At 56.7% G+C, this 23,105-nt stretch carries 24 protein-coding genes, 2 tRNA genes and 1 other RNA gene; 19 read left to right on the forward strand and 8 right to left on the reverse strand.

Annotated features, from left to right (window positions below; all coding sequences use genetic code 11):
* Positions 1 to 232: 232 nt before the first annotated feature.
* Both ACTRXA_RS05255 and ssrA read right to left on the reverse strand, forming a co-directional pair.
* Positions 233 to 514 (reverse strand): hypothetical protein, encoded by a 282-nt coding sequence (locus ACTRXA_RS05255; protein WP_442426155.1) that lies wholly within the window; start codon positions 512 to 514, stop codon positions 233 to 235.
* A gap of 400 nt (positions 515 to 914) precedes the next feature.
* Positions 915 to 1,278, reverse strand: a transfer-messenger RNA (tmRNA) gene (gene ssrA, locus ACTRXA_RS05260).
* 380 nt (positions 1,279 to 1,658) lie between these two features.
* Between ssrA and ACTRXA_RS05265 the strand changes: the two genes are divergently transcribed.
* Together ACTRXA_RS05265 and ACTRXA_RS05270 are read left to right on the forward strand one after the other, a co-directional pair.
* Positions 1,659 to 2,159, forward strand: coding sequence for a hypothetical protein (locus ACTRXA_RS05265; RefSeq protein WP_442426156.1), 501 nt, complete (start codon positions 1,659 to 1,661; stop codon positions 2,157 to 2,159).
* A gap of 46 nt (positions 2,160 to 2,205) precedes the next feature.
* On the forward strand, positions 2,206 to 2,340 hold the full coding sequence (locus tag ACTRXA_RS05270; protein ID WP_442426157.1) for a hypothetical protein: 135 nt from the start codon (positions 2,206 to 2,208) through the stop codon (positions 2,338 to 2,340).
* Positions 2,341 to 2,562: 222 nt separating this feature from the next.
* Here ACTRXA_RS05270 and ACTRXA_RS05275 read toward each other — a convergent pair whose 3' ends face one another.
* The 4 genes from ACTRXA_RS05275 to ACTRXA_RS05290 are packed head-to-tail and all read right to left on the reverse strand — an operon-like array spanning position 2,563 to position 5,723.
* Positions 2,563 to 3,321, reverse strand: coding sequence for an amino acid ABC transporter permease (locus ACTRXA_RS05275; protein ID WP_442426158.1), 759 nt, complete (start codon positions 3,319 to 3,321; stop codon positions 2,563 to 2,565).
* A gap of 47 nt (positions 3,322 to 3,368) precedes the next feature.
* The gene (locus ACTRXA_RS05280) at positions 3,369 to 3,821 is read right to left on the reverse strand and encodes a hypothetical protein (protein ID WP_442426159.1); all 453 of its coding nucleotides are present in this window, start codon (positions 3,819 to 3,821) and stop codon (positions 3,369 to 3,371) included.
* Positions 3,779 to 4,600: a transporter substrate-binding domain-containing protein gene (locus tag ACTRXA_RS05285; RefSeq protein WP_442426160.1), complete on the reverse strand. Its 822-nt coding sequence runs from the start codon at positions 4,598 to 4,600 to the stop codon at positions 3,779 to 3,781. Before ACTRXA_RS05285 ends, ACTRXA_RS05280 begins: the two co-directional genes overlap by 43 nt.
* Positions 4,566 to 5,723 carry an ABC transporter ATP-binding protein gene (locus tag ACTRXA_RS05290; protein WP_442426161.1) on the reverse strand — a complete coding sequence of 386 codons (1,158 nt, stop codon included), beginning with the start codon at positions 5,721 to 5,723 and terminating at the stop codon, positions 4,566 to 4,568. Before ACTRXA_RS05290 ends, ACTRXA_RS05285 begins: the two co-directional genes overlap by 35 nt.
* A gap of 113 nt (positions 5,724 to 5,836) precedes the next feature.
* Here ACTRXA_RS05290 and purD point away from each other — a divergent pair, with 113 nt between their 5' ends.
* Entirely contained in the window at positions 5,837 to 7,105 is a 1,269-nt protein-coding gene (gene purD, locus ACTRXA_RS05295) for a phosphoribosylamine--glycine ligase (RefSeq protein WP_442426162.1), read from the forward strand.
* A gap of 40 nt (positions 7,106 to 7,145) precedes the next feature.
* On the opposite strand, the gene ACTRXA_RS05300 is transcribed toward purD, so the two are convergent.
* On the reverse strand, positions 7,146 to 7,526 hold the full coding sequence (locus ACTRXA_RS05300; protein ID WP_442426163.1) for a hypothetical protein: 381 nt from the start codon (positions 7,524 to 7,526) through the stop codon (positions 7,146 to 7,148).
* A 92-nt stretch (positions 7,527 to 7,618) separates the two neighbouring features.
* On the opposite strand from ACTRXA_RS05300, the gene ACTRXA_RS05305 reads away from it, so the two are divergent.
* The 3 genes from ACTRXA_RS05305 (at position 7,619) to ACTRXA_RS05315 (ending at position 8,962) form a co-directional block, all read left to right on the forward strand.
* Positions 7,619 to 8,413 carry an isoaspartyl peptidase/L-asparaginase gene (locus tag ACTRXA_RS05305; RefSeq protein WP_442426164.1) on the forward strand — a complete coding sequence of 265 codons (795 nt, stop codon included), beginning with the start codon at positions 7,619 to 7,621 and terminating at the stop codon, positions 8,411 to 8,413.
* Positions 8,414 to 8,516: 103 nt separating this feature from the next.
* Positions 8,517 to 8,592, forward strand: a tRNA-Thr gene (locus ACTRXA_RS05310).
* Between the two features lie 172 nt (positions 8,593 to 8,764).
* Entirely contained in the window at positions 8,765 to 8,962 is a 198-nt protein-coding gene (locus ACTRXA_RS05315) for a hypothetical protein (RefSeq protein WP_442426165.1), read from the forward strand.
* A gap of 36 nt (positions 8,963 to 8,998) precedes the next feature.
* Here ACTRXA_RS05315 and ACTRXA_RS05320 read toward each other — a convergent pair whose 3' ends face one another.
* Positions 8,999 to 10,261 (reverse strand): OprD family outer membrane porin, encoded by a 1,263-nt coding sequence (locus tag ACTRXA_RS05320; RefSeq protein ID WP_442426166.1) that lies wholly within the window; start codon positions 10,259 to 10,261, stop codon positions 8,999 to 9,001.
* Positions 10,262 to 10,487: 226 nt separating this feature from the next.
* Between ACTRXA_RS05320 and ACTRXA_RS05325 the strand changes: the two genes are divergently transcribed.
* The 13 genes from ACTRXA_RS05325 (at position 10,488) to ACTRXA_RS05385 (ending at position 23,035) form a co-directional block, all read left to right on the forward strand.
* Positions 10,488 to 10,560 (forward strand) — tRNA-Thr (locus ACTRXA_RS05325).
* A gap of 282 nt (positions 10,561 to 10,842) precedes the next feature.
* Positions 10,843 to 11,469: an NYN domain-containing protein gene (locus ACTRXA_RS05330; RefSeq protein WP_442426167.1), complete on the forward strand. Its 627-nt coding sequence runs from the start codon at positions 10,843 to 10,845 to the stop codon at positions 11,467 to 11,469.
* A gap of 420 nt (positions 11,470 to 11,889) precedes the next feature.
* Positions 11,890 to 12,189 (forward strand): helix-turn-helix transcriptional regulator, encoded by a 300-nt coding sequence (locus tag ACTRXA_RS05335; RefSeq protein ID WP_442426168.1) that lies wholly within the window; start codon positions 11,890 to 11,892, stop codon positions 12,187 to 12,189.
* Between the two features lie 70 nt (positions 12,190 to 12,259).
* Complete coding sequence (locus ACTRXA_RS05340) at positions 12,260 to 15,274, forward strand: DUF2309 domain-containing protein (protein WP_442426169.1); 3,015 nt, start codon at positions 12,260 to 12,262, stop codon at positions 15,272 to 15,274.
* A 134-nt stretch (positions 15,275 to 15,408) separates the two neighbouring features.
* Positions 15,409 to 15,915, forward strand: coding sequence for a Na+/H+ antiporter subunit E (locus ACTRXA_RS05345; protein ID WP_442426170.1), 507 nt, complete (start codon positions 15,409 to 15,411; stop codon positions 15,913 to 15,915).
* The gene (locus ACTRXA_RS05350; protein ID WP_442426171.1) at positions 15,912 to 16,178 is read left to right on the forward strand and encodes a monovalent cation/H+ antiporter complex subunit F; all 267 of its coding nucleotides are present in this window, start codon (positions 15,912 to 15,914) and stop codon (positions 16,176 to 16,178) included. Before ACTRXA_RS05345 ends, ACTRXA_RS05350 begins: the two co-directional genes overlap by 4 nt.
* Position 16,179: 1 nt before the next feature.
* Positions 16,180 to 16,479 (forward strand): monovalent cation/H(+) antiporter subunit G, encoded by a 300-nt coding sequence (mnhG, locus tag ACTRXA_RS05355; RefSeq protein WP_442426172.1) that lies wholly within the window; start codon positions 16,180 to 16,182, stop codon positions 16,477 to 16,479.
* The gene (locus tag ACTRXA_RS05360) at positions 16,476 to 17,006 is read left to right on the forward strand and encodes a DUF4040 domain-containing protein (protein ID WP_442426173.1); all 531 of its coding nucleotides are present in this window, start codon (positions 16,476 to 16,478) and stop codon (positions 17,004 to 17,006) included. Before mnhG ends, ACTRXA_RS05360 begins: the two co-directional genes overlap by 4 nt.
* A complete protein-coding gene (locus tag ACTRXA_RS05365; protein WP_442426174.1) occupies positions 17,003 to 17,455 on the forward strand; it encodes an MnhB domain-containing protein in 453 nt (150 codons plus the stop codon). Before ACTRXA_RS05360 ends, ACTRXA_RS05365 begins: the two co-directional genes overlap by 4 nt.
* Positions 17,448 to 17,825 carry a cation:proton antiporter subunit C gene (locus ACTRXA_RS05370; RefSeq protein WP_442426175.1) on the forward strand — a complete coding sequence of 126 codons (378 nt, stop codon included), beginning with the start codon at positions 17,448 to 17,450 and terminating at the stop codon, positions 17,823 to 17,825. The genes ACTRXA_RS05365 and ACTRXA_RS05370 overlap by 8 nt, the downstream gene beginning before the upstream one ends.
* The gene (locus ACTRXA_RS05375; RefSeq protein ID WP_442426176.1) at positions 17,822 to 19,291 is read left to right on the forward strand and encodes a complex I subunit 5 family protein; all 1,470 of its coding nucleotides are present in this window, start codon (positions 17,822 to 17,824) and stop codon (positions 19,289 to 19,291) included. Before ACTRXA_RS05370 ends, ACTRXA_RS05375 begins: the two co-directional genes overlap by 4 nt.
* 9 nt (positions 19,292 to 19,300) lie before the next feature.
* Positions 19,301 to 21,406, forward strand: a complete 2,106-nt coding sequence (locus ACTRXA_RS05380; RefSeq protein ID WP_442426177.1) for an NADH-quinone oxidoreductase subunit 5 family protein — start codon at positions 19,301 to 19,303, stop codon at positions 21,404 to 21,406.
* Between the two features lie 120 nt (positions 21,407 to 21,526).
* Positions 21,527 to 23,035, forward strand: coding sequence for a complex I subunit 4 family protein (locus ACTRXA_RS05385; RefSeq protein ID WP_442426178.1), 1,509 nt, complete (start codon positions 21,527 to 21,529; stop codon positions 23,033 to 23,035).
* The last annotated feature ends 70 nt before the right edge of the window (positions 23,036 to 23,105 follow it).

The following is a 23,105-nucleotide window of genomic DNA, read 5'->3' on the forward strand; positions in this document are numbered from 1 at the left end:
CGGTCCACCAATTAATGCAACGCGTTCCGCTCCTTTTTGATCGACTTAAAGACTTGGCGCAACGACGCTTCTCCATGGTGCCAAACTGAAATTTATTGGGGGCCCTGAATAGGACTTGTAACTGGTTATATTTAATTGATTGGAACGATTAAATTTTTCTCACCTGCCCCCAATGTTGCCCCCATACCACATTTCCCAATAAAAATTGTTTTTGGTAAATGTCTAGGTTTTTCTAGGGTCTCTGCTTTTCAATAAACTGGCTGGAAATCGCACTAAGAGAAGCTTCCACGAGCAAATCATGTTCGTCCACCAAACGTGCAAAAGTGCGCCAGTGCATTCCTTTTGGTTTTTCCCAGCCCCGTCCATTCAATATTCCCGGCTCCCACCCCAACCGTTCTCTTATTTTGTCGGCACGCCGCGCCCAGCGATCGTAATCCCTTTCTCTCTGACAGGCATAGGTCAGCCTCAGGCACTCCCTGCATGCAAAAATTTTCCCTGCGTATAGAATAGCCACGCGTCTTCCGCATCCATTTACAGGACAACGAAACCATGGGCGGTGTCCACCAAAGTTGCAAGACGTCCAATCAATTTGAACGGCATACCGCAGCTTCTCCCAATCCTCATCACCCTCCCTAAATTTGTAATCAAGAATAATATGGTCCTCCCTGGTTTCCACGGCAATGGAGGCAATCACTTCGTCGTCGCGCCACCACCCCCACTGACAGGTTTGACCGGGACTGAGGTGCCCGGAACGGTGCATCTGCCGGACATCCAAACGACGGTAAGCGCTGGTGACTTCCCAGTTGCCCCCGGATGTCAATACATCCCATCGGGTGATCCCGGACTCTACAAAAAGTAAAAGCCCGCTTTTACACGGGCTTATGGACCTGCTCGGATTTTATCGGATCAAAAATTGGTGGAGGCGGGGGGAATTGAACCCCCGTCCGGAAGTCTTCAACCAAAGGCGTCTACATGCTTAGTTCGCGTTTTGGGTCTCACCGGAATTACTCCCGCGAACAGGATTGCATCCCGGCCAGCCTCTAAAGTTTAACCAGACACTCCCGAGACGCGAAGTGCACAGCGAGTCCGCAGAGATGACGTCCATATCCTCCTCGCGAACAGAAGAGAACGGGACGGTAGCCGGTAAGGGTTAGTTACGCAGCTACAGCTACTTCATAATCATTGGCGATTATGTTTTGTACCGTTTTTTTAGGGGCCAACGGTATCCCCTGCATGCAACCTTCGTCTCCTTACTCCCGTCGAATCCAGATCGCCCCCATATGCATGAAGCGCAAGCGAGAGAACCAACGAAGTGTTTCTATACTATTAATATAACACCGCCCCCGCCGTTTCCCAAGGTGACAGACGACTTTCCCGAATAATCATAAAAGCCGCCACCGATAAAAACACCCCCCACCCGCTCTCGAGGGGTGCGGCCCAGAAAAGGAGGGGAATGGCGGAGCCGGGAGCTTCCCAAAACCCTTGCGGCTCCGCCGAGAACGGGCCCGGCCGTCCTTCGGCCGCACCCACCTTATTTATCGGGACCACCTTGTAAAAAGTTGATTTTATTTGCTTTGTGCAATAACATATAGCCTCTCCGAAGGGCCCCGTCGCCCGGAAATTCATTGATTTATGCACTTATAGGACTTGGAGGAAGCATGCGTGGTATCAGGTTGGTTGTGATTTGGATGATGGTTTGGGGACTCCCGGCAACGGCGTTTGCGGACATGGACCCGAAATATTCGTGCCTCGACTACTTTTCGCGCCAGGTGACGGTGGTGAAGGCGAAGGACCGTAAAGCCCCGGCGGTGGAAGCGTCGTACACCTTTCGCGGCCTGCCGGTGCTGAACGTCAACTTCCACGCGCTCGCCGCCATGAAGCCGAGCACCCTCATGCAGGAGTTCATGTACTACCGCGAATGCGGCCGCCATGTGCTGGGCTTCGTCGTCAACCCCGCCACCACGGCCTTCCAACTGCGCAAACAAACCGGGCTCGCCGACTGCTGGGCCGTCAACCGCCTCTACTATTACAACGGCACCGACAGGGCAACGGTCATGAAAGTGCAGGAAATGCTCAACGCCCTGCCGCGCGGCCACTGGCAGCACTTTCCCGGTCCCATGCGCATGGTCGATTTCCCGAAGAACTGCTACCTGCGTTAATGGAGGGCGGTGTCGCCTCGCGGATGAGATGTGATAAAGTGGATTTATGGACAATCGCTCCCAAAAACCGCCGCCGCGGCGCCACGAAAATCCCATTTTCACCGTCTGGGTGCACGTCGGCTACACCATCCTCATCATCTCCATGATCGGCTGGATGGTGTACATGGAATTCTTCATGTAACGCCGGGTTGCACCCGGAGGCAGAGGGCTAATTCTTCTACTCCTTTTCTATGGTCCGTGGGTGCAGGCTGCGCCTGAGGCAGATGGCTAATGCCATATGGGCGAACGATGGTCCGTGGGCGCAAGGCGATGGACTCCCCCTTTCTCGGAAGGGCCGGGTAGCACCCGGAGGCGACGAAGAATCTCTGTGTTCATCGGTGTTCATCTGTGTTTGAAATGGTTTTCAGTGGATTGCCACGCGGCGTTCCAGCAGGTCCACCACTTTTGAGAACAGCAGGGTGAGCAGCAGGTAGGTGAGCGCGACGTAGGTGTACGTCTCGAAGTAATTGAAGTGCGTCGCGGCGTACTGGTTGGCCACGCGCAGGATGTCGCTGATGGCCAGCACCGAGACGAGGCTCGTGTCCTTCAGCATGCCCAGCGTCTGGTTGCCGATGGCCGGGATGATCGTCCGCCACGCCTGCGGCAGGATGATTTCAAACATCGCCTGCCGGTCGTTCATGCCGAGACTGCGCGCCGCCTCGCCCTGCTCCTTCGGCACCGCCTCGATCCCCGCGCGGAACACGTCGGCCATGTACGCACCGTAACTGCAACCGAATCCCAGAATCGCCGCCAGCAGTTTCGGCACCGAAAAAATTTCCCCCAGCGCGTAGTAAATGTAAAACAGGAACACGAGAAGCGGTATGCCGCGCAAGGCTTCGGTGTAGAGCGACGCCATGAGTTGCAACGGACGTTTTCCCGACAGCTTGCCGAAGGCGACGATGAGGCCGACGAGGATGGCGGCGAGGCTGCCTGCCACGGTCACCCCCAGCGTGTAGAGGATGCCGACGGGCAACAGCTCGGCCAGCCCGCGGTAACTGCCCGGCACGGCGCGTTGCATGAAAGCGTCTTCGGCAGGGAGGTAGACGAGCAGGACAAAGCTCGCCGCCACCACCAGGTTCCACGCCAGTTGTGGATTATTATGCCTCTCCTTTTCCGCTTTCAATCTAATTTACCCTTAATGAATGCTTTATCCCTATACTTTCAACTGATTCAATTGGAAAAACCAAATGTAAGCAAGAGTTCCCCGCCCCATAAAAAATAAGATACAGACATCACAATAAAAATAAATAAGGGGTAAAACCATTTGCTTATGGATTTACCCATCCATAAAATCCAGCCCAAAAAGGAATAATAAAGTGAATTTATACTAAACAACATCAGTAGCCCAATAGCCTTATTGAAGCCATCCAGATAATCTAATGCCATCATCGGTAGAGAGTATGGCCATAAGAGAGCCATTAGAAAAAAATAAATTTCTCCCGGAGAACTTTTAAGAAATTGGCGAAAGATTATATTAACCGCCAAAAAAGCTATTGGAATTAAAGTCCCTAACAATGTTGCCAGCCAAATAAATTGCTTCTTAGAAAGCGATTGATTTTTAGGAAAATTAATTTTATTCACTATTTCATCCTTGGCACCACCGCCGCCTGACCAAGCTCCCATTTCTCATGCAGGCGCGACACCGTGCCGTCGGCCAACAAATTTTTGAGCGCGTCGTTCACTCTCTGCAACAACTCCGCCTCACCCTTGCGCGCGACGATGCCGTAGTGCTCCTCCGTTAAAATGTCGCCCACCATCTTGATCTCGCGAAACACCGTCGCGTCGTTGTTTTTGTAATACAGCGTGCCCGTGCTCTCACCCAGAACGGCGGTGATCTCGCCCTTGATCAGATCCTGTACCGCATGACCATACAGTTCGTACGCCTGTTTGCTGAGTTCGGGATAATCTTCGAGGTAAAAGAACGCCGTGGTGGCGCGTTGCGCGCCGACGATACCGCCCCGCGCCTGCACGTCTTCCAATGAAGTCACGCCCTCCGTATCGCGCCGCACCACCAGCGACAGGCCGCTTTTGAGGTACGGCACACTGAACGCCATGCGTTCCCTGCGTTCCTCCAGGATGGTGACGGAACTGATGACGAGGTCGTACTTCTTCGTGATGAGCCCGCCGAACAGTCCGTTCCACTCGACGTTGACCAGGTCGTACTCGAATCCGGCCTGCTTCGCCACGGCGTCAATGAGTTCGACTTCAAATCCTGCGAGTTGATTCTGGTCGTTCAAAAACGACATCGGCGGCAGGGTGGCGTCGGTCGCCACGATCAGTTTGGGTTTCGCATCCGTGGCGTCGCCGCCGCACCCGGCCAACAACGCCAGCGTTGCACAAAAAAGAAGAATCCATGATTGCCGTATCTCACGCACTCGTCGCCCCGCTGGGTTCGCGTTCATAAATCAACGTGTCCTCCGCCGCCACCTGCACCCACACTGCCATGCCCGTGCGAAAGCCCGCATCGTTTCCATGGCGTACCTGTGCGGTCACCGCTTCTCCATTTTTGAGCGCCACCCGGTAGCGCGTATGACTGCCGAAAAAGGATTTCCTCTCCAGCACTCCTTCCATCAGGTTCATGCCACTCTCGTAATCCGGTGAGACACCCAATACCGCCTTTTCCGGCCGGAAAAACACATCGACAGGCGTGCCCGGTTTGAGCTTCCTGCCATCCATTACCGTCATGGCTTCCCCGCCATCGAGCCGGACCACACAGCCGTCTTCCGTTTCGTTTTCCACCATGCCGGGCAGGCGGTTGACGCCGCCCAGGAACCCGGCCACGAAGCGGTCCGCCGGCCGGTCGTACAACTGTTCCGGCTCACCCACCTGCAACAGGTGTCCTCCTTCCAGCACGCCCATGCGGTCGGCCAGGCTCATTGCTTCTTCCTGGTCGTGGGTGACGAACAGGAAGGTGATGCCGAACGCCTTCTGCATCTCCACCAGCTCCTCGCGCAAATTTTGCCGCAGGGTGGCGTCGAGTGCCGAAAGCGGTTCGTCCAGCAACAGCACCTGCGGCCGGTTGATGACCGCGCGCGCCAGCGCGACGCGTTGCGACTCGCCGCCGCTCAACTGTCCCGGCCACGCGTGGCGCAGGTCCGTCAGGCGGGTGATGGTCAACAGCGCATCGATCTTGTCGCGTATATCCGACTCCGCTTCACCGCGGATGCGCGGACCGACGGCGATATTGTCGTACACGGTTTTGTGAGGGAACAGGGCGTGGCGCTGGAAGATGAACCCGACCGGCCTTTTTTCGACGGGCAGGGAATTGACGGCCCGGTCATTAATATAGATGGTTCCGGCGTCCGGTCGTTCGAATCCGGCGATGCACCGGAGCAGTGTGGTCTTGCCGCATCCACTGCGCCCCAGAAGAACGAACCGTTCCCCTTCCGCGATCTCCAGCGACAACTCCTTCAGCACGGGTTTGCCGTCGAACGATTTGGAAAGTCCTTCAATACGGATCATGCGCACCTTCACGGATTGCGGCCACGGTGCCCGTTTCAGCCGGGCTTTGTATAAAAATAGCATGGAATGCCGATGGCGGGGCTTCCGACGATTAAAATTGTGCAGGGTGCCGTTTTTCTATAAAATTCAGGCCAGTCACGAAACACAGCCGTATTCACAAAAGGAAAGAAGGGGGAATGAAAATACTCGTCATCGGCGCCGGTGGCCGCGAGCACGCGCTGGCGTGGAAGATCAAACAAAGTCCGCTGGTGACGGAAGTCTTCTGCGCGCCGGGCAACGCAGGCACGGAATCCATCGCCCGCAACATCGCCGTCTCCGCCACCGACCTCGATTCGCTGCTCGCCATCGCGCTGGAGAACCAGGTGGACCTCACCGTCGTCGGGCCGGAACAACCGCTCGCCATGGGCATCGTCGACCAGTTCCAGAGCCAGGGGTTGAAGATCGTCGGGCCCACCGCCAGAGCGGCCCTCATCGAAGGCAGCAAGGCCTTCGCCAAGGATCTGATGAAGGCGCACAACGTGCCCACCGCCGATTTCGAAGTGTTCGAGGACAAGGAAGCGGCGAAGGCTTACTGCAAGGGACGCGGCCCGGTGGTGGTGAAAGCCGACGGCCTCGCCGCAGGCAAGGGCGTGTTCGTCTGCAACAACGAAGCGGAGGCCATCGACGCCGTCGAACAGATCATGGGCGCGAAGGCGTTCGGCGATTCGGGCAAGCAGGTGGTCATCGAGGAAAAGCTGGAAGGACAGGAGGTATCGCTCCTCGCATTCACCGACGGACACATGATCCTTCCCCTGGAAGCGGCGCAGGACCACAAGGCCGCGTTCGAGGGCGACACCGGACCCAACACCGGCGGCATGGGTGCGTACTCACCTGCGCCCATCTTCACACCCGCGCTCAAGGACGAAGTGGTCGAACGCATCATGCTCCCCGTCCTCCGCGGCATGCAGAAAGAAGGCGTCCTTTATAAAGGCATCCTGTACGCGGGCCTCATGCTCACCGCCGACGGGCCGAAGGTGCTGGAGTTCAACTGCCGCATGGGCGACCCGGAAACGCAACCGCTGATGATGCGCATGAAGTCGGACATCGTGCCGCCGCTCAAGGCCTGCGCCGAAGGCACGCTGGAAAAACTGACGCTGGAATGGAAACCGGAAACGGCGGTGTGCGTGGTGATGGCGGCGGGCGGTTACCCAGGCTCGTACGAAAAAGGCCATGCGATCACCGGCATCGAGCAGGTGGCATCGATTCCCGAAGCGCAGGTGTTCCACGCCGGAACGAAGATCGACGGCGGCCAAATCGTCACCAACGGCGGCCGCGTGCTGGGCGTCACCGCCCTGGGCGCGGACATCGAACAGGCCATCAACAACGCCTACCGTGCGGCCGACAAGATCCGCTGGGAAGGCGCGCACTTCCGCCGCGACATCGGCAAAAAAGCATTAAAAAAATAAAGAAAGAGGCGACCCCCGCGGTAGGCGGGTCCGGGCGGGATCAGTCCAGCTGCGGTTCTTTAAGGGTGTGGACGTCTTTCATTTTACGGCTGAAGACCTTCGCCGACCCCCACCAGGTGAGCCAGGCAACACCCAGCACCAGGCTGATGCCGAGGGTGGCCCACAAACCCACGTTGCCGGAGGCGGACGCACCGCGCAGAAACACAAACATGCCGAGCGGCACGGCCATGACGAAACCGAAGCAGGTCAACAGCATGGAGCTGCGGGCAAAGTATTTCGGACGCACGTCGATGTTGAGTTCGCCCAGGTATTTCTGGTTTTCCGGCACGGCGGCGTCGAGCAGTTCGATGTCGCCCTCGCAGTTCGGGCAGAACTTGCCGCCCCAGAAAGCGTCCTTGCATTGCAGACAGAATTTGACCACGTGTCGGTCTCCGGCGAAAATGGTACCTTATATATGATGCCATATCATAAACCATCCCGGCACCCGGGACCAAGCGGAAAGCGGCACTTATCATGACAGGCTACCAGTTCGCCCTGCTCGCCCACGGCGGCGCGGGTTCCGACAACGCAAATTCCGACGGCACCGACCGCGCCTGCGAGCGCGGGCTGGAGCTGTTGCAGGGCGGGTTCACCGCGGTGGACGCCGCCTGCGCGGCAGTGGAGGTGCTGGAAAACGACGGCCGCTATAACGCCGGGGTGGGATCGCGCAGGCGCGCCGACGGATCGATCCAGATGGACGCGGCGTGCATGGACGGCGCCCGGCACGCCTTCGGCGGCGTGGCGGTGGTCGAGGGATTCCAGAACCCGGTTCACATCGCCCAGGCCCTGCTCGACGAACCGTATCACCTGCTGGCCGGGGACGGCGCGGCGCGGTACGCGACAGAACGCGGCTTCACCCCGCTGGATGAGAGCCGCGTGCGCGACAACGGCGCGAAAAGCTCGGACACCGTCGGCGCGGTGGCGTGGGACGGCAAACAGTTCGCGGCCGCCCTCAGCACCGGCGGCACCGGGAAAAGCTGGCGCGGACGCGTCGGCGATGTGCCGCTGATCGGGTGCGGCCTGTACGCCGGGCCGAGCGGGGCCGTCGCGGCCACCGGGCACGGCGAATCGATCGCCCTCAACATGACCGCCTACCGCGCGTACCAACTGCTGGAAACGGGCGCGCCCGCCGACACCATCATGCAGGAAGTGCTCGGCTGGTTCGAGGCGGCGCAGGACATCGGCATCCTGGTGGTGGGCCCGAAAAACTGGGCGGGGGGCTCCAACCGCAGCATGGCCTGGTCCGGGTTGACCGGGAACAAGGAGTGAGGTTCCGGCAGGGGGGACCCGCCCCGTTCCGGCAAAAAGCCGCCATTTCGGCATTGATTTTCCGGGCCAAAACCGTTTAAATAATCACCTCCAACCCAAGCAAGCCGACGTAGCTCAGCTGGTAGAGCAACTGATTCGTAATCAGTAGGTCAGCGGTTCAAATCCGCTCGTCGGCTCCATTTTTCCCTCTTGCCTCCCCCCACGCCATTTTCGCCAAAGCGGGCGAACGTCCTGAAACCGTTCACTATTTAAACGCTCCTCCCATACCTCCCCCTCAGAAAGAGTGGCGTCGAACCGGGCCGGGTTCCTACCTTTATATATAAGGAACCTTTTCCCACAAGGAGGAACATCATGGCCGACACCACACACACCACCCCGCAAACCGCGATCCCGCGCCCGCCGCAGAAGAAGAAATTCTTCCGCTACCTCACGTACAGGGAACCGCGCTGGTTCCACATCTTCATCCACACGGGATTCTTCTTCGCCATCGCCATCGCGCTCATCCTCATCGGCATCGCCTTGTGGATGAACCCCGAACTCGTGCAGTGATCCCTCCCGCTCCCGCTCGCCCACAAACGCACCCCGTCACTCGAAAATCGTGAACGCGTACTGCAACTGCACGCGGTGATCGGCGAAGCGTTCGTCGGCGCGGTCGGCGGTGATGACGCCGAAACGGTAGCGGATGGAGAACCCTTTCAGCATTTCCTGGAAGCGGTACCGGATGTCGAAGTTCGTCTCGGCGGAGTCCGCGCCGCCCACTTCTTCCGGCAGGTCGTAATGCGCGTGGCTGAGCTTCACCATCCACTCCTCGCCGTAACGGTAGAGGGCGGTTGCCTTCACCGCCCAGCCTGCCTGCACGGTGGGCTTCACGGTGAGGCCCTGCATCATGCTGTTGGTGAACAGCGCGTCGGTGGAAAAGTTGTACGGCGATAAAAAACTGCCGCTCCGGAACGTGCCGGGCTCGGTGGGGATGTAGTTCCACCCGACGCGGAACAGCGCACCGTATCCCTCCACCCCCGCCTGCGCGCCGTAGAGTGTCGACCGCACCGCACCGAGAAACGCGGCCTGCACGTCGTCCTCGCGGCCGAACTGGAATTTCAGGAACGGCCGCACGTCGGCATCGGGGAGCAGGGTCACCTCGCCCTGCAAGAAGAACAGGTGGAACAGATCCCAGAACCAGTACTCCCACACCTGCAGGCGCATGTGTTTGCGCCGCCAGTCCGCACCGATCACGCTGACGCCGTCGGTCTGCACCGGCGTGCCGGTGAGGCGGCCGGTGACGAACGCGCCCGCGTCGTCGAACTGGTCCTCCTGCCGGTTCTTCACCTTGTCCAGGTGGATGGCGTGCAGGGTGACGTCCATCCGCAACCGGTGCCGCAACGCCAGGCCCTCGACGTGAAACGGAATCATGAACGCGTCGGCGGGATTGATGAACGGCGTGTTCACCGTCTGCCGTCCCGCGCGCAGGCGGGTGGCGTCGCTTTGGTATTGCAGGAAGGCTTCGGCGAAGACGGCGTTGTTGTCCACCGTGAGCGCGCCGTTGGACGGCGGCTCGCCATCGCCGGAAAGGGAGAACCCGTTGGCGGTGTAGAACCCGACCCGGCCGCTCCAGCCGTACGTTTCCCCCGTGTGCCACACCAGTTTGCCGCCGACGGAGGCGACGGAGGAATACGGGCGGGTGGCGAAGTCGCGCGACTGGAAGTACGCGCGCACGTTGCCGTGCAGGGTGCTGTCGCGGAAAAACGCGGGGAGGTCGGCATCCGCGGCGCGGACCGGGTGCGGCGCCGCGAAGGCCAGGGCGAACGCGAGCAACAGGATCGTGAATATGAGCGGAGAATGAGTCCTCATGCGGGTCAGCGGGGAGCAGGGAGCAATCGGAACCGAAAAAAATGCGCCTCAGCATACGGCATTGCGGCGCGGTCCTCAAGCCCGTGCGGGCGCGGGGGACACCCCGGTTTGGGTGCGCGGGGAGCGGAGTGGCGGACAGGGCTTTAAAATTTCGCAGGTTGAGATATACTTAGCGGGGAACTTGCAGGTGGGAGTTTCCGGTCTTTCCTGAAATCCAGCCAGACATGCCGGTGTAGCTCAGTTGGTAGAGCAACTGATTTGTAATCAGTGGGTCGGGGGTTCGAGTCCTCTCACCGGCTTTTTTCTTTGCTATTAACCCACCAATTTAAATTCTTAAAGCTTGATCCGCTTTTTAACTTAGCGGGAAAATTAAAAAAAATAATGGAGGATATTATGCCTTAGGCAAAAGGTGGGGAGGATAGAACTATCCCTAAAACACGGAGGCCGATAGGGATAACCCTATCGGCCTCGCACCCCAACTCTTAGAATTGGGGGGGATTTCTATCATTAATATTAAATTTTGCCTTACTTTTGTCAAGTAATTTTACAAATTTCACCCGAATTCTGCTAAGTTTTTCTACATGCCTAATCAAAAGGTAAACGTTTATATTGATGGATTTAACTTCTATTACGGATGCACAAAAGGCACACCTTATAAATGGCTAGACTTTAGAAAGCTCTGCCAAGAAATTTTGCCGAACGAAAACATTGATAAAATTAAATATTTTACTGCCAAAGTAAAAGGAAAACCACATGACCCCGAACAGCCCTTGAGGCAACAAATTTATTTTAGGGCCTTAAGGACCATTCCAAATTTTGAAATTCATTTTGGACATTTTTTATCCCATACCGTAAGAATGCCCGTAGCTAACTCCAACCCAATAAGATTTGAAAATGTGCTCAAAACTGAAGAAAAGGGATCTGATGTTAATTTGGCCACCCACCTTTTAGTTGATGCGTTTCAAAACAACTTTGAGCTTGCTGTTATCATTTCCAACGATTCTGATTTGTATGAACCAATTAAGGTTGTAAAAACTTTATTCCATAAAAAAATAGGAATATTGAATCCACACAAAAAGTCCAGCACTCAATTAAAAAGATATGCAGACTTTACAATTCGAGTAAATCGAGAACATTTAAATAATTCGCAATTTCCAGACCAATTATCCGATGAAAAAGGGAGCTTTCATAAACCTTTGTCGTGGTAAAACTTCATTTCCAATATTGAAATTTACCAACTGAATGAAACTCATTTCACCAGTCTGGTCCTCGAAAGGCACTTCTGGCTCGGTGGCAAACCTTTCCGTACTCCCGTTTATTTTTCCCCTCCCCTCTCCCCCCATCCAACCAAGCCCCCCATATTCAAATTTTCATTAAAACGCGCAACTCGGTGGAATCCGCAACCCGTTCTATAACTGGAAGGTAGCGAACGGTAGGGCGGGGTTGGGGAACGCGCCCGCCTTTCAGGCCTGAAACCGGGGACGGGTTTGTGCCCGCGGGCTATTTAATTTGGTTGACCTATGAAATGAATTTCAGGTATCGTATTTCATGTATTCTGATATCGGGATATTTCGATTCCTGAAACCGCAGGCTGGGTCCCGGGGAACTGGCCGGGGCCGCACAGGGTCGTGGTGGAAGATGACAGCAAAATAATCGCTCCGTCGTGGACGTTTCTGACCAACCATGCGCACGTTCTGTTGTGCCTGGCCAGAAACCCGTCCGAACGGATACGGGACATCGCGGTGGAGGTGGGCATCACCGAACGCGCCGTGCAACGCATCATCGGCGAGCTGGAGGCGGACGGCTACCTGAATCACCACCGGGACGGAAGGAGAAACGTATACAAGGTTTTCAGTCACAAGCCGCTTCGGCATGCCATCGAAAAACACCGCGAGGTGCATGACCTGATCCGGCTCATCAACAAATGAATAACGGAACGCACCGTGTGATCCCCGCACGGGACGAACTTGACGAGGCTGAACCCATGGATCGCTCTCTATGAGTACGATTTCAGTGCAGTCCCTTTCCCGGGAAATCCGCGACCAGGTGCGGCAGGTGGTGCTGAACGCCAGCGAGCCGATCGCCCCGTTCTGGCCCATGCGGACGATGGTGGCGCAGAACCCGCTGCACGGACTGGAATACCTGCCGTTCGATGAGGCGGTGCGCAAGGGCAAGGACCTGCTGGGCGGCAACGGCTACCTCCCCAACGACGAATACCGACAGTTTCACCGCAACGGCCGCATCACCCAAAAAAGTTTCGAGCGCGCGTTCTCCCGCGCCGGGCCCCGCGCCGACGGGCGGGTTCCTTTAGAGATAGGAAAGCGCGCGGTGGCTCCGGAAGAGGTCTGGCAACTGCACGTGCTTTACGGCTTCGAGGCGTTGCCGCCGCCGCTTCTGGATTGGGAGCTGGGCGGAGGCGGGGCCACCCGGCAATTCCGGGCCGACCTGCCCGAAGCCTCCCGTCAACGCATCATCGAAAAACACATCACCGGATGCCCGCCCGGCGCGCATCCGCAGGCAACCTGCCTGACACAGTTATGGGAAAGCGTCACCGCCGCCCTCGAGCTAACTGAATCTTCCCCTGCCGCATCCCCCACCTCCGGGAACACACAATCACAAACAACCGAATCCATTTCCCTGCCGCCGCAACGCACCCTGAGCGACTGGGTGGACCGCCTTGCCGCGGGCGGGGTGGTCGAGGAGGTCAACAACCAGCTCATCAAATGGGTGGCGGCGTTCCTCGATGAAGGGTTGTCCGGCTGGCCCATGCCCGGCCGGGAAAAAGGGTTCTACCACGCCTGGCGCGACCTCGCGCCGGATGATTTTTCGGCGCGCCTGATCGGCATCAAGGACTTCTCCAGAAAAGTGCGCGGCCTTCCGGAAGCGGCGGAGGACGCCATCCTTTCCAGCCTGCACCGGCTGAAGGTTCCCGAAGCGCAGTGGAAGGATTACCTCGCGCGGCAACTGTCGCAGCTGCCGGGCTGGACGCGCTACATCCGGTGGCTCGGCGAGCACCCGACGTACCACGCGCAACAGAAACACCCGATCGACACGACGCAGTACCTGGCGGTGCGCCTGTTCTACGAAGCGGAGCTGGTGCACAACCGGTGCCGGCAGGAATGGGGGATCGATGGCACGGTTGCGGCGCTGACCGATTACTGGAAGGAACGGCCCGAAGAATACCGCGAGCGGATGGGTCACGCTGCGCACGCCGCCAACCCGGTCAAAGAGACGTTGTGCCGGGATGCGTGGCGGCTGTTCCACCTGGCGCAGTTCCTCGAGTTGACGCCGGAAGACGTTCGCAATCTTTCTCCGGCCGACGCCCGGACGCTTTTGCAGTGGCTGGACGAGTTTCCTTCGGATCGGCACGGGCGGGTGTGGATCGAGGCGTACGAAGATTCTTTTCGCGAGAATATACTGGGGAAAATCGCCAGGCACCGCGGCACGGTGGCCGAACCGGAAACGCGTCCCCATGCGCAACTGGTGTTTTGCATCGACGTGCGTTCGGAATCGTTCCGCCGCCATGTTGAAGCGCAGGGTCCTTACGAAACGTTCGGGTTCGCGGGCTTCTTTGGCATTCCCATCAATCACCAGCCTTTCGATTGCGACCAACGCGCGTCCCTGTGCCCGGTGCTGTTGACCCCCAACCATGCGGTGATGGAAACACCGCGGCCGGGAGAAGTCGCGGCGCTGGAAAAGTATTCTTCCAATACCCGCTGGGGCCGGCTGGGTCACCATTTCTTTCATGACATGAAGCACCATCCCATCGGGTCGATGATGGTGATCGATGCGCTGGGATTCTTTTTCAGCCTGGGGCTGGTGGGCAAGACCCTGCTTCGCAAATCGTTTCGCGCGCTCACCTCCGCCATCGGGAAGGGGCTGACGTACCAGGTTCCCACGCGCGTCACGATATCCGCGGCTACCGATCCCCAAAGCCCGCGTGCAGGAGAAGTGGCCGGGGACGGAATCCCGGACGGGCTGGCCGCGGGGTTTTCCCTCACCGAGCGGGCGACGTTCATTGAAAACGGGTTGCGCGCCATGGGGCTGACGCGGAACTTCGCGCGGCTGGTTTGTCTTTGCGGGCATGGCAGTGAGACGGACAACAATCCCTATTACGGCGCGCTGGATTGCGGGGCCTGCGGCGGAAAGCCGGGCGATGCCAACGCGCGCGTGTTTGCGGCGATGGCGAACGAACCGGCGGTCCGGCGCATCCTGAAGGAAAAGGGATTGCCGGTTCCCGATGACACATGGTTCCTGCCGGGCAAACACAACACGACGACGGACCGCGTCGAGTTTTACGACCTGGAGGAATTGCCCGGTTCGCACCGGGACGACCTGCGGGCGTTGCAGGAGGATCTCGAAAAGGCCGGCGCGATGCAGGCGCTGGAGCGGTGCCGCCGCATACCCCGTGCGCCGACGGAGATTTCTCCCGAGCGGGCGTTTGATCATGTGGACGCGCGCAGTTGCGACTGGGCCAATCCCCGGCCGGAATGGGGACTGGCGGGCAATGGCGCGTTCATCATTGCAAGGCGAAAGCGGACCAAGGGACTGGACCTGGGCGGGCGCGCCTTCCTGCATTCTTACGATCCGGTTGCGGACCCGCAGGGCGCCATCCTCGAAAAGATCATGACGGCGCCGCTGATTGTCGGCGAGTGGATCAACACCGGCTACTATTTTTCCGCGGTCGATCCCTGGAAGCATGGAAGCGGCAGCAAGGTGCTGCACAATGTCGTCGGCGGTGTGGGGATCATGCTGGGAGCCCAGAGCGATTTGCAGATGGGGTTTCCATTGCAGACCGTCAACAACGGGGACGCTCATTACCATGAACCGATGCGGCTGCTGGCCATCATCGAACAGGCGCCGGACGTGATTTCATCGATCATTCAAAAGCACGCGATCCTTCAGCAGCTGCTTCACAATCAATGGCTGAACCTGGTGGCCATGGATCCGAACACGCAGGAGTTTCATCGGTACAATCCGGATGCAACGTGGGAGGCGATACACGATCTCTGATTCGACATCCATTGAAGACAAGCTCAAGGACTTTGACAGGAACGCAGACGATTCACTCTATATCTACGGTTGGTTCTTTATAAGATGAAGCGAATACACTGACACCCGGCGGAATACACGCATCGGATACCTTTATGTCATCTCGACTCAGGCCTATATCATTCGGATTCCTGTTCTTCAAATCCATGGCCCTGTTTGTGTTCTGGGTGATGCTGTCCGCCAGCTTCGAATGGGTTCACCTTGGATTGGGACTGGTCCTTTCCGTGGCCGTGGCCTGGGTGAACGCGGGCCACTCCTCCTTTGTCCCGAAATTCCGGATATGGCCCCGAATCCTCCTGTACCTGCCGTGGCTGTTTTACAAAATCGTTCAAAGCAGCCTTCATTTGTCCAAGCTCATTTTGCACCCCGCGCTTCCCATTTCACCTCAATTGATTCGCGTGGAGTCGAAACTGCGTCACCACGGCGCGGTGGTGCTTCTGGGTAACTCCATCACGTTGACCCCCGGGACCATTACGGTGGAGGTGGACCGCAACAACCTCATTGTTCACGCGATGGATGATGTTCTGGCCGAAGACGTTCAAAGCAAGCAGATCGAATCGAAAATCGCGGATATTTTTAAAGACGAAGATTCTGACTTATGACAACGTTTCTTTTCAGTGTTCTGGTGGTGCTGGCGGTGCTCATTGGCGCGTATCTGTACCGCGTTCTGCAAGGCCCCACCATTTTTGACCGCGTGCTGGGCCTCAACGGCATTTCCACCAAGGCGATCATTCTGCTCATTGTCATCGGGATGTATCTGGAACGGGTCGAAATGTTCATCGACATCTCGACCGGGTACGCCCTGCTGAATCTGGTCGGTGCGCTGGCCGTGGCCAAATACCTGGAGCAAAGGGGGATTCCGTAGCATGGACATTTTTTCGATCGTTTTCATAGTAGCGGGATTGTTTTTCCTGGTCGTCGCCGCGATCGGGGTGATCCGGTTGCCCGACGTGTTCAGTCGTTCACACGCCGTATCGCTGACCGATTCCCTGGGGGCGTTTCTGGTGTTGATCGGCATTGCCTTTCATGAAGGGCCGGACAAAAACTCGATGAAAATCATGGTCGTGCTGGCCCTGCTGTATATCCAGAACCCGGTCATCGCCCATGCCACGGTCCGCGCGGCTCTCCGGTCCGGCTTGAAACCCTGGAAAAAGGAGAGCTCATGATATATTCATTTGATATCCTTTTGCTCATTCTTCTGATTGCCACGGCCGCCGGCGCCATCCTGGTCAAGGATTTGATGAGTGCCGTCCTGCTTCTGGGCTCTTACAGTTTTTTCCTGTCGCTGGTATGGGGATTGCTCGGAGCGGTGGACGTCGCCTTCGTGGAAGCCGTCGTGGGGGCCGGTCTGGCAACGGTTCTTTTTCTACTGACCCTGTTCGGCACCGCGCCCAAAGACACCCGGCTTCGCCGCCCTCCCCCTTCTTTAACCACGCTGATCGTTTTTCCCCTCCTGGGAATTCTTCTGCTTTACGGCGCGATTGACCTGCCTCAATTCAGGAACCCGAATTCTCCGGCGAGCGTTCATATTTCGCCGACGTACATCGAGCAGAGCTATCAGGACACCCACACCCCGAATGTTGTGACGGCGGTGCTGATGGACTACCGATCGCTCGATACGATGATCGAAACCGTTGTGATTTTTGCGGCGGGCATTGCCTGCGCTTTACTGCTTAGGAGACATGCAAAATGATACGGCCCCATGACAGCATTATCGTTCAGACCCTGGGACGGTTCCTCATTCCGGTGGTTCAGATTTTCGGATTGTATGTGTTGTTCTTTGGACAATACGGACCCGGGGGAGGTTTTGTAGGCGGGGTGATCCTGGGCACGGGGATGATCCTGTCGGTTCTGATTTTTGGACATGATGCTTCCCGGAGCGAATTAGCCAAAAAGATTTTGCACGGGGATGGCGTCGGGATGCTGATTTATGCAGGGGTGGGAGGCCTGTGCATGATTGGCGGTGGAGAGTTTCTCAATTACGCGAACCTGGAAATTCCGGGTCTTGAGACCGCCTCCCGCAGGTCGTTGGGAATCGTGCTGACCCAAATCGGCGTGGCCATCGATGTTGCGGTGACCGCCGTTTCCATTGTGTTCAGTCTGTCCGCCGAAGAGATCATTGAGGACTCCATCAATGTTTGACGCCTTGCTTGCCGTCTTCCAGCGGCCCAATTTTATAACGTTTGTCATTATTTTCCTGTGGGGCTTTTTCATCATGATCACGCGGTACAACCTCATCAAGAAACTGATCGGGATGTACCTGGTGCAAACCAGCGTGATTTTTTTCCTGGTGTCCATCAGCGCGAAGAAGGGTGCGACAGCTCCGGTTCTCCTGTCGGTCACGGAGCCGGTGCAGGCAGTCGATTACGTGAACCCGCTGCCTCATGTCCTGACATTGACGGCCATTGTGGTTGGCGTGGCGATCCAGGGAGTGGGATTGGCCTTGTGCGCGGCGATTTATCGAAAGTATGGAAGCCTGGACGAAGAAAAAATCCTTGAGAAACTAGAATGAGCCACCAACTTCCAGCAATTCTGTTTCTTCTCCCCTTGTTCGCGGCCATCTCCATGCCGATGGTTTGCCTCAAACACCGTCATTGGAGCTGGTTCATTTCCGTATCCGTCCTCGCGGCCATGGTACCGATCTCCATCCTGAATCTCCACAACGTCGTCCATCATGGGGAAATCCGGTATATGTTCAGTGGGTGGACGGCGCCTCTCGGCATTGAGTGGGTGGCGGATGGACTGGCCAGTGTCATTTTGGTGCTGTTGAGTGCGCTGGGTTTGCTGAGCGTGTTGTTCACCGGTTCCACTTGCCCGCAGGCTCTGGAGGGCCGCATTGTTCATTATTACACGATGATCATGCTCCTGGTCTCCGCCCTGACCGGCATTGTATTTGCCGGAGACCTGTTCAATATTTTCGTGTTTCTGGAAGTGGCTTCCATCTCAAGTTACGCACTTGTGGGAGTCGCCGGGGGAAGAGCGCTGTTTGCCTCCTTCCGCTATCTGATTCTGGGAACCCTGGGTGGTTCCCTATATCTGCTGGGAGTGGGCTATTTCTATGCGTTGAGCGGCACACTGAATATGGCCGACATGGCCGGACGGCTTTCGCTGTTGCTCAGCTCGAAAGCCCTGGTGAGCGGACTGCTTTTCATGTTCATCGGACTGGGTATCAAGATGGCCATGGTCCCGTTTCATTCCTGGATGCCCGAAGCCTACACCTACGCGCCCGAGTCCATCACCCCCATCCTGGCTCCACTCGTCACAAAAGTAGCGCTGCTGGTTTGGATCAGAATCATTTACTGGGTCCTGAATGCATCCATTGTTGTGAATACCATCCCGATACTGATGCTGGTGGCGGTGGTCGGGGCCCTGGCGGCGGTCATAGGCGCGAGCCTGGCCCTGGCCCAGCGGGACCTCAAAATGATGTTCGCCTATGGCGGAATCTCGCACATCGGCATCATCCTCATTGGAATCGGGCAGGGCAACCAAACGGGATTTGCCGGAGGTATCTTTTATTTGATGAACGATGCCGTGATGCAGGCGGCCCTGTTTTTTCTCGCCGGCGTGGCGTTTTGCCTTTATGGAGTCAAAACCATCGACGACCTCGGGCGAATTGGAAAACAAACTCCCTGGCTCACCGGCTCTTTGATCATCATAGCCATGGGCATGATTGGCCTGCCGCCGACCGGTGGATTTTTTGGAAAATGGTACATCATTCTGGGAGCGCTGGAAGCGGGCGATTATGTTTCCGTCGCCGCGGTACTGCTCTCCACCCTTTTGACACTTGCCTATTTCGTCAAACTGTTTGAACGCATTTTTCGCCAGTCTTCAACCCGATTGGAAATTCAATCCAAAGAAGTCCCCATCTCATTCAAACTGAGTCTGGGAGTGACGTCTGCGGCTATCCTGATTCTGGGTTTGTTCAGCGCACCCATCGTTCAACTTTTGTTGAACGAGGCCCTGCCACCGCGTCTTTGAGGGAATAAAATGACACTTTTCGTTCTCATTCCTTTGCTTCCCCTCCTGGCGTCTCTCATTCTTCTGCTGGGAGGGCGCCGTTGGGGCGAGAACAGTCACCGGATCGGGATTCCCGCCATCGCCATTTCCTTCGGACTATCCGTTGCCGCTTTTATCGAGGTGATGAGGAATGGACCCTTCACCCTTTCTCTATACCGTCTCTTTCAATCCGGTGCCCTGACCATTGACTTGAACCTGTTTGTGGACCAGCTGACGGTGTTGCTTTTGCTCCTGGTCACGGGGGTGAGCACGATTGTGCATGTGTATTCCTCGCGTTACATGATTGGAGATTCCCGCTACAACCGTTTTTTCGCCGTCATTGCGCTGTTTACCTTCTCCATGATCCTGCTGGTCATGAGCGGCAACCTTCTGATGTTGCTGGTCAGCTGGGAAGTGATGGGAATCTGTTCCTATTTATTGATTTCTCACGCCGCAGAACGGCCTCCCGCCTGCCGCGCCGCCACCAAAGCGTTTCTCGTCAACGCCGTTGCAGATGTCGGATTCAGCTTCGGCGTCATCCTCACTTTTTTTACTTTTGGCACCCTCGACATCCAGACCATCCTTGCCCAGGCGGAGGGCATGCAGGACCATACCATCAATATACTGGCGTGGATGGATTTGGAACTGCACATCCATCCGGTAACCGTCATCCCCTTCTTCCTCTTTATGGGGGCGATGGGAAAATCGGCTCAAATTCCGTTTCACGTATGGCTCCCCTTTGCCATGGAGGCGCCCACTCCGGTATCGGCGCTCATTCATGCGGCCACCATGGTGAATGCCGGTCCTTTTTTGCTGGTTCGGTTGAGTCCGCTGATCGTTCTTTCTCCGCCCGCCATGGCCTTCATTGCCGTTATTGGCGTTGCCACCGCGGTCTTTGCCGGAATCGTTTCCCTGACCCAGTCGGACATCAAAAAGATTCTGGCCTATTCCACGATCAGCCAGATCGGGTTCATGGTCATGGCCTGCGGCCTGGGCGCGTTTGCGGTTGCGATTTTTCATCTTCTCGCCCACGGATGCTACAAGGCGTTCTTTTTTCTATCCACCGGAAACGCATTGCAGTCCGTGGAGCAACACCTTGAGCACGGTACGCATGAACACCCTGTCCACAGGGAAGGAATGGGGACTTTGTATGGCGGGGCTTTAATGCTCGCGTTGATCCCTCCGTTCGTATTGTTTTCCGGATCGTATGAAAACCTTTGGAGAGTCAGCGGGTTTGCTTCCGCTGCGATCGGGTTCAAAGTCATTGGCCTGATCACGGTGTTTGTGGCCTCTCAATATATTTTTAAAGGCGTCACCTCGCTTTTCGCCAACGGGCCAAAAACTTATGGATCCGCTACAGGACCCGATGGAGTGGAGCCCCAAACAGTTCGTCCGCGGTTTTATAACGCCCCCGTTCTAACCGGCCTTTTTCTGGTTGCGGTAATTGGCGGCGGGTTGTTGATTCTGGCCTGGAGCTGGTTCGCCGGCTTCCTTGCTCCGGCGTTGACCTTTCCGTCGGTCCAAGTGGGAGAAGTTGCCGCCGGGCAGGGGTTCCCTTTCTGGCTTTTCGCTTCTCTTGCGGTGGCCATTGCGGGATGGGGCCATGCCTGTTCAAGGCAGCTGCAAAATCAACATCAGTCCGCCAAAGCAAATGCGAGAACCCGCCGCCTGTATGTTTTGTTTTGGAATAAAGGGTATTTTGATGAAATCTATGACGCCTATCTGGTAAGGCCAACCATCCGGCTCGCGCACTGGCTGTGGCGGAGGATCGACGTAAAAATCATCGATCAGTTTATCCATTCTATTGCGGATTTCTCCGTGTATTTCGCCAGACTGCTGTGGCGGATCGTTGACATAAGGGTCATCGATCAATTCATCCATTCCATCGCAACTTATTCTGTGCGTTTTGCCAGGCTGCTGTGGCGAATTGTCGATATTCGCATGCTGGATCAAAGAGTGGAACGAGTCGCAGGTAAAATCGATGCTACGGGACAGTTACTGCAAGAGATGGAATCCCGTACCATCCAGCGGCAATTATTGGTGATGATCTTTTGGTTGGGGGCCATGACGGGTTTGTTGTATTTCCTGGCTGTATGAAACCCCGGAGTGCGTCCCTGCAATAAAAGGCAAACAGCTTGCGAGCGGCCCCGGAAAGGGCTCTCTCTCTAATTTGAAAATCCACAGGCTTGCAACTTCCTTGTGGCGGAGGTTTCTAAAATGGCCATTTTGATGGACCACCTGATCAGCTGGATGATTGCCGTTCCATTTCTGGGTATTGCCATTCTGGGATTTGTTCGTGATGACAACTGGATTCGAAGAGTTGCTTTAAGCGTCACGCTGGTAGAGTTTTTCCTGTCGCTGGTACTCTGGAAGAGCTTTGATTTCACCCAGAAGAACATGCAATTCGTGGAGCGCATGGAATGGATGCCCACCTTCAATATCCAGTATGCGGTGGGTGTCGACGGCATCAGCATGCTGCTGGTGATGCTCACCGCCCTGCTCTGCCCGCTCTGTATCCTTTGTTCGTGGACGGGAATCACAACGCGGGTCCGCGCCTACCTCTCGCTGATCCTGCTGGTGGAAGGCGCCATGATCGTGGTCTTCACCGCCCTGGACCTGTTCCTGTTTTTCATGTTGTGGGAACTCACCATGATTCCCATGTATTTCATGATCATCCTCTGGGGAGGACCGAACCGCATCGCCGCCGGACTCAAATTCGTTTTGTACAGCCTGACCGGAAGCCTGCTGTTGCTCGTGGGAATCCTGGGCCTATACCTGAATGGCGGGCATACTTACGACCTGCTGGTGTTGTCGGAACAAACGTATTCTTCCAGCACGCAGTTCTGGCTGTTCCTCGCGTTCTTTCTGGCCTTTGCCATTAAAATGCCGATGGTCCCCTTCCATACGTGGCTTCCGGACGCCCACTCCGAAGCGCCAACAGCGGGCAGTGTGATTCTTGCCGGAGTCCTGCTGAAAATGGGCGGATACGGGTTTCTGCGCTTTTGCCTGCCGATGTTCCCGGAAGCCTCAGCCGATTTTGCCCCCTACATTCTGTGGCTGTCGGTCACAGCCATCATCTATGGAGGATACATGGCCCTGGCGCAGTCCGACCTCAAAAAACTCGTGGCCTACTCTTCGGTTTCCCACATGGGTTTTGTGACTCTCGGAATTTTCGTGTTCAACAGCCAGGGAATCCAGGGGGCCGTCCTGCAGATGTTCAATCACGGAATCACCACCGCCGCTTTGTTCATAGCGGTCGGCCAATTGTACGACCGCACCCACAGCCGGGCGATTTCCGATTACGGCGGCCTGCACAAAACCATGCCACGATTTGTGGCCTTGTTCTTCCTCTTTTCAGTCGCCGCCTTTGGACTTCCAGGCACCTGCAACTTCATTGGGGAGTTTTTGGTCCTGGTAGGGACTTCCTATGTGAGCTTTGCCATGGTTTTCATCTCCATCGGCGGTATTCTTCTGGCTGCTTCCTACATGCTTTGGATGCTGCAACGGGTGGCCCTGGGGGAACCCTCTACGGAAGCCGCCAAAGCCCTCCCGGATTTGTCGAACCGGGAACTGGTCACGCTGATTCCGTTGGCCATCCTCGTGCTGGGGATTGGGTTGTACCCCTCTCCCTTGATGGAGATGATGGACGCAAGCGTGATTCACCTCATCCAGCAAACGCTGGAATCGCAGGTGGGTGAAACGTCTTTGCTGCAAATCCAACCCTGACCCCGCAACGCGGGAAAAAGCCGGGCACGTGCGGTTGGGCGGGGAATGAGGGCGGACCCCAAATTCATTT

The organism is Nitrospina sp. P1_D6 (genome assembly GCF_052156615.1).
In the GTDB taxonomy this organism is placed as follows: Bacteria; Nitrospinota; Nitrospinia; order Nitrospinales; family Nitrospinaceae; genus Nitrospina.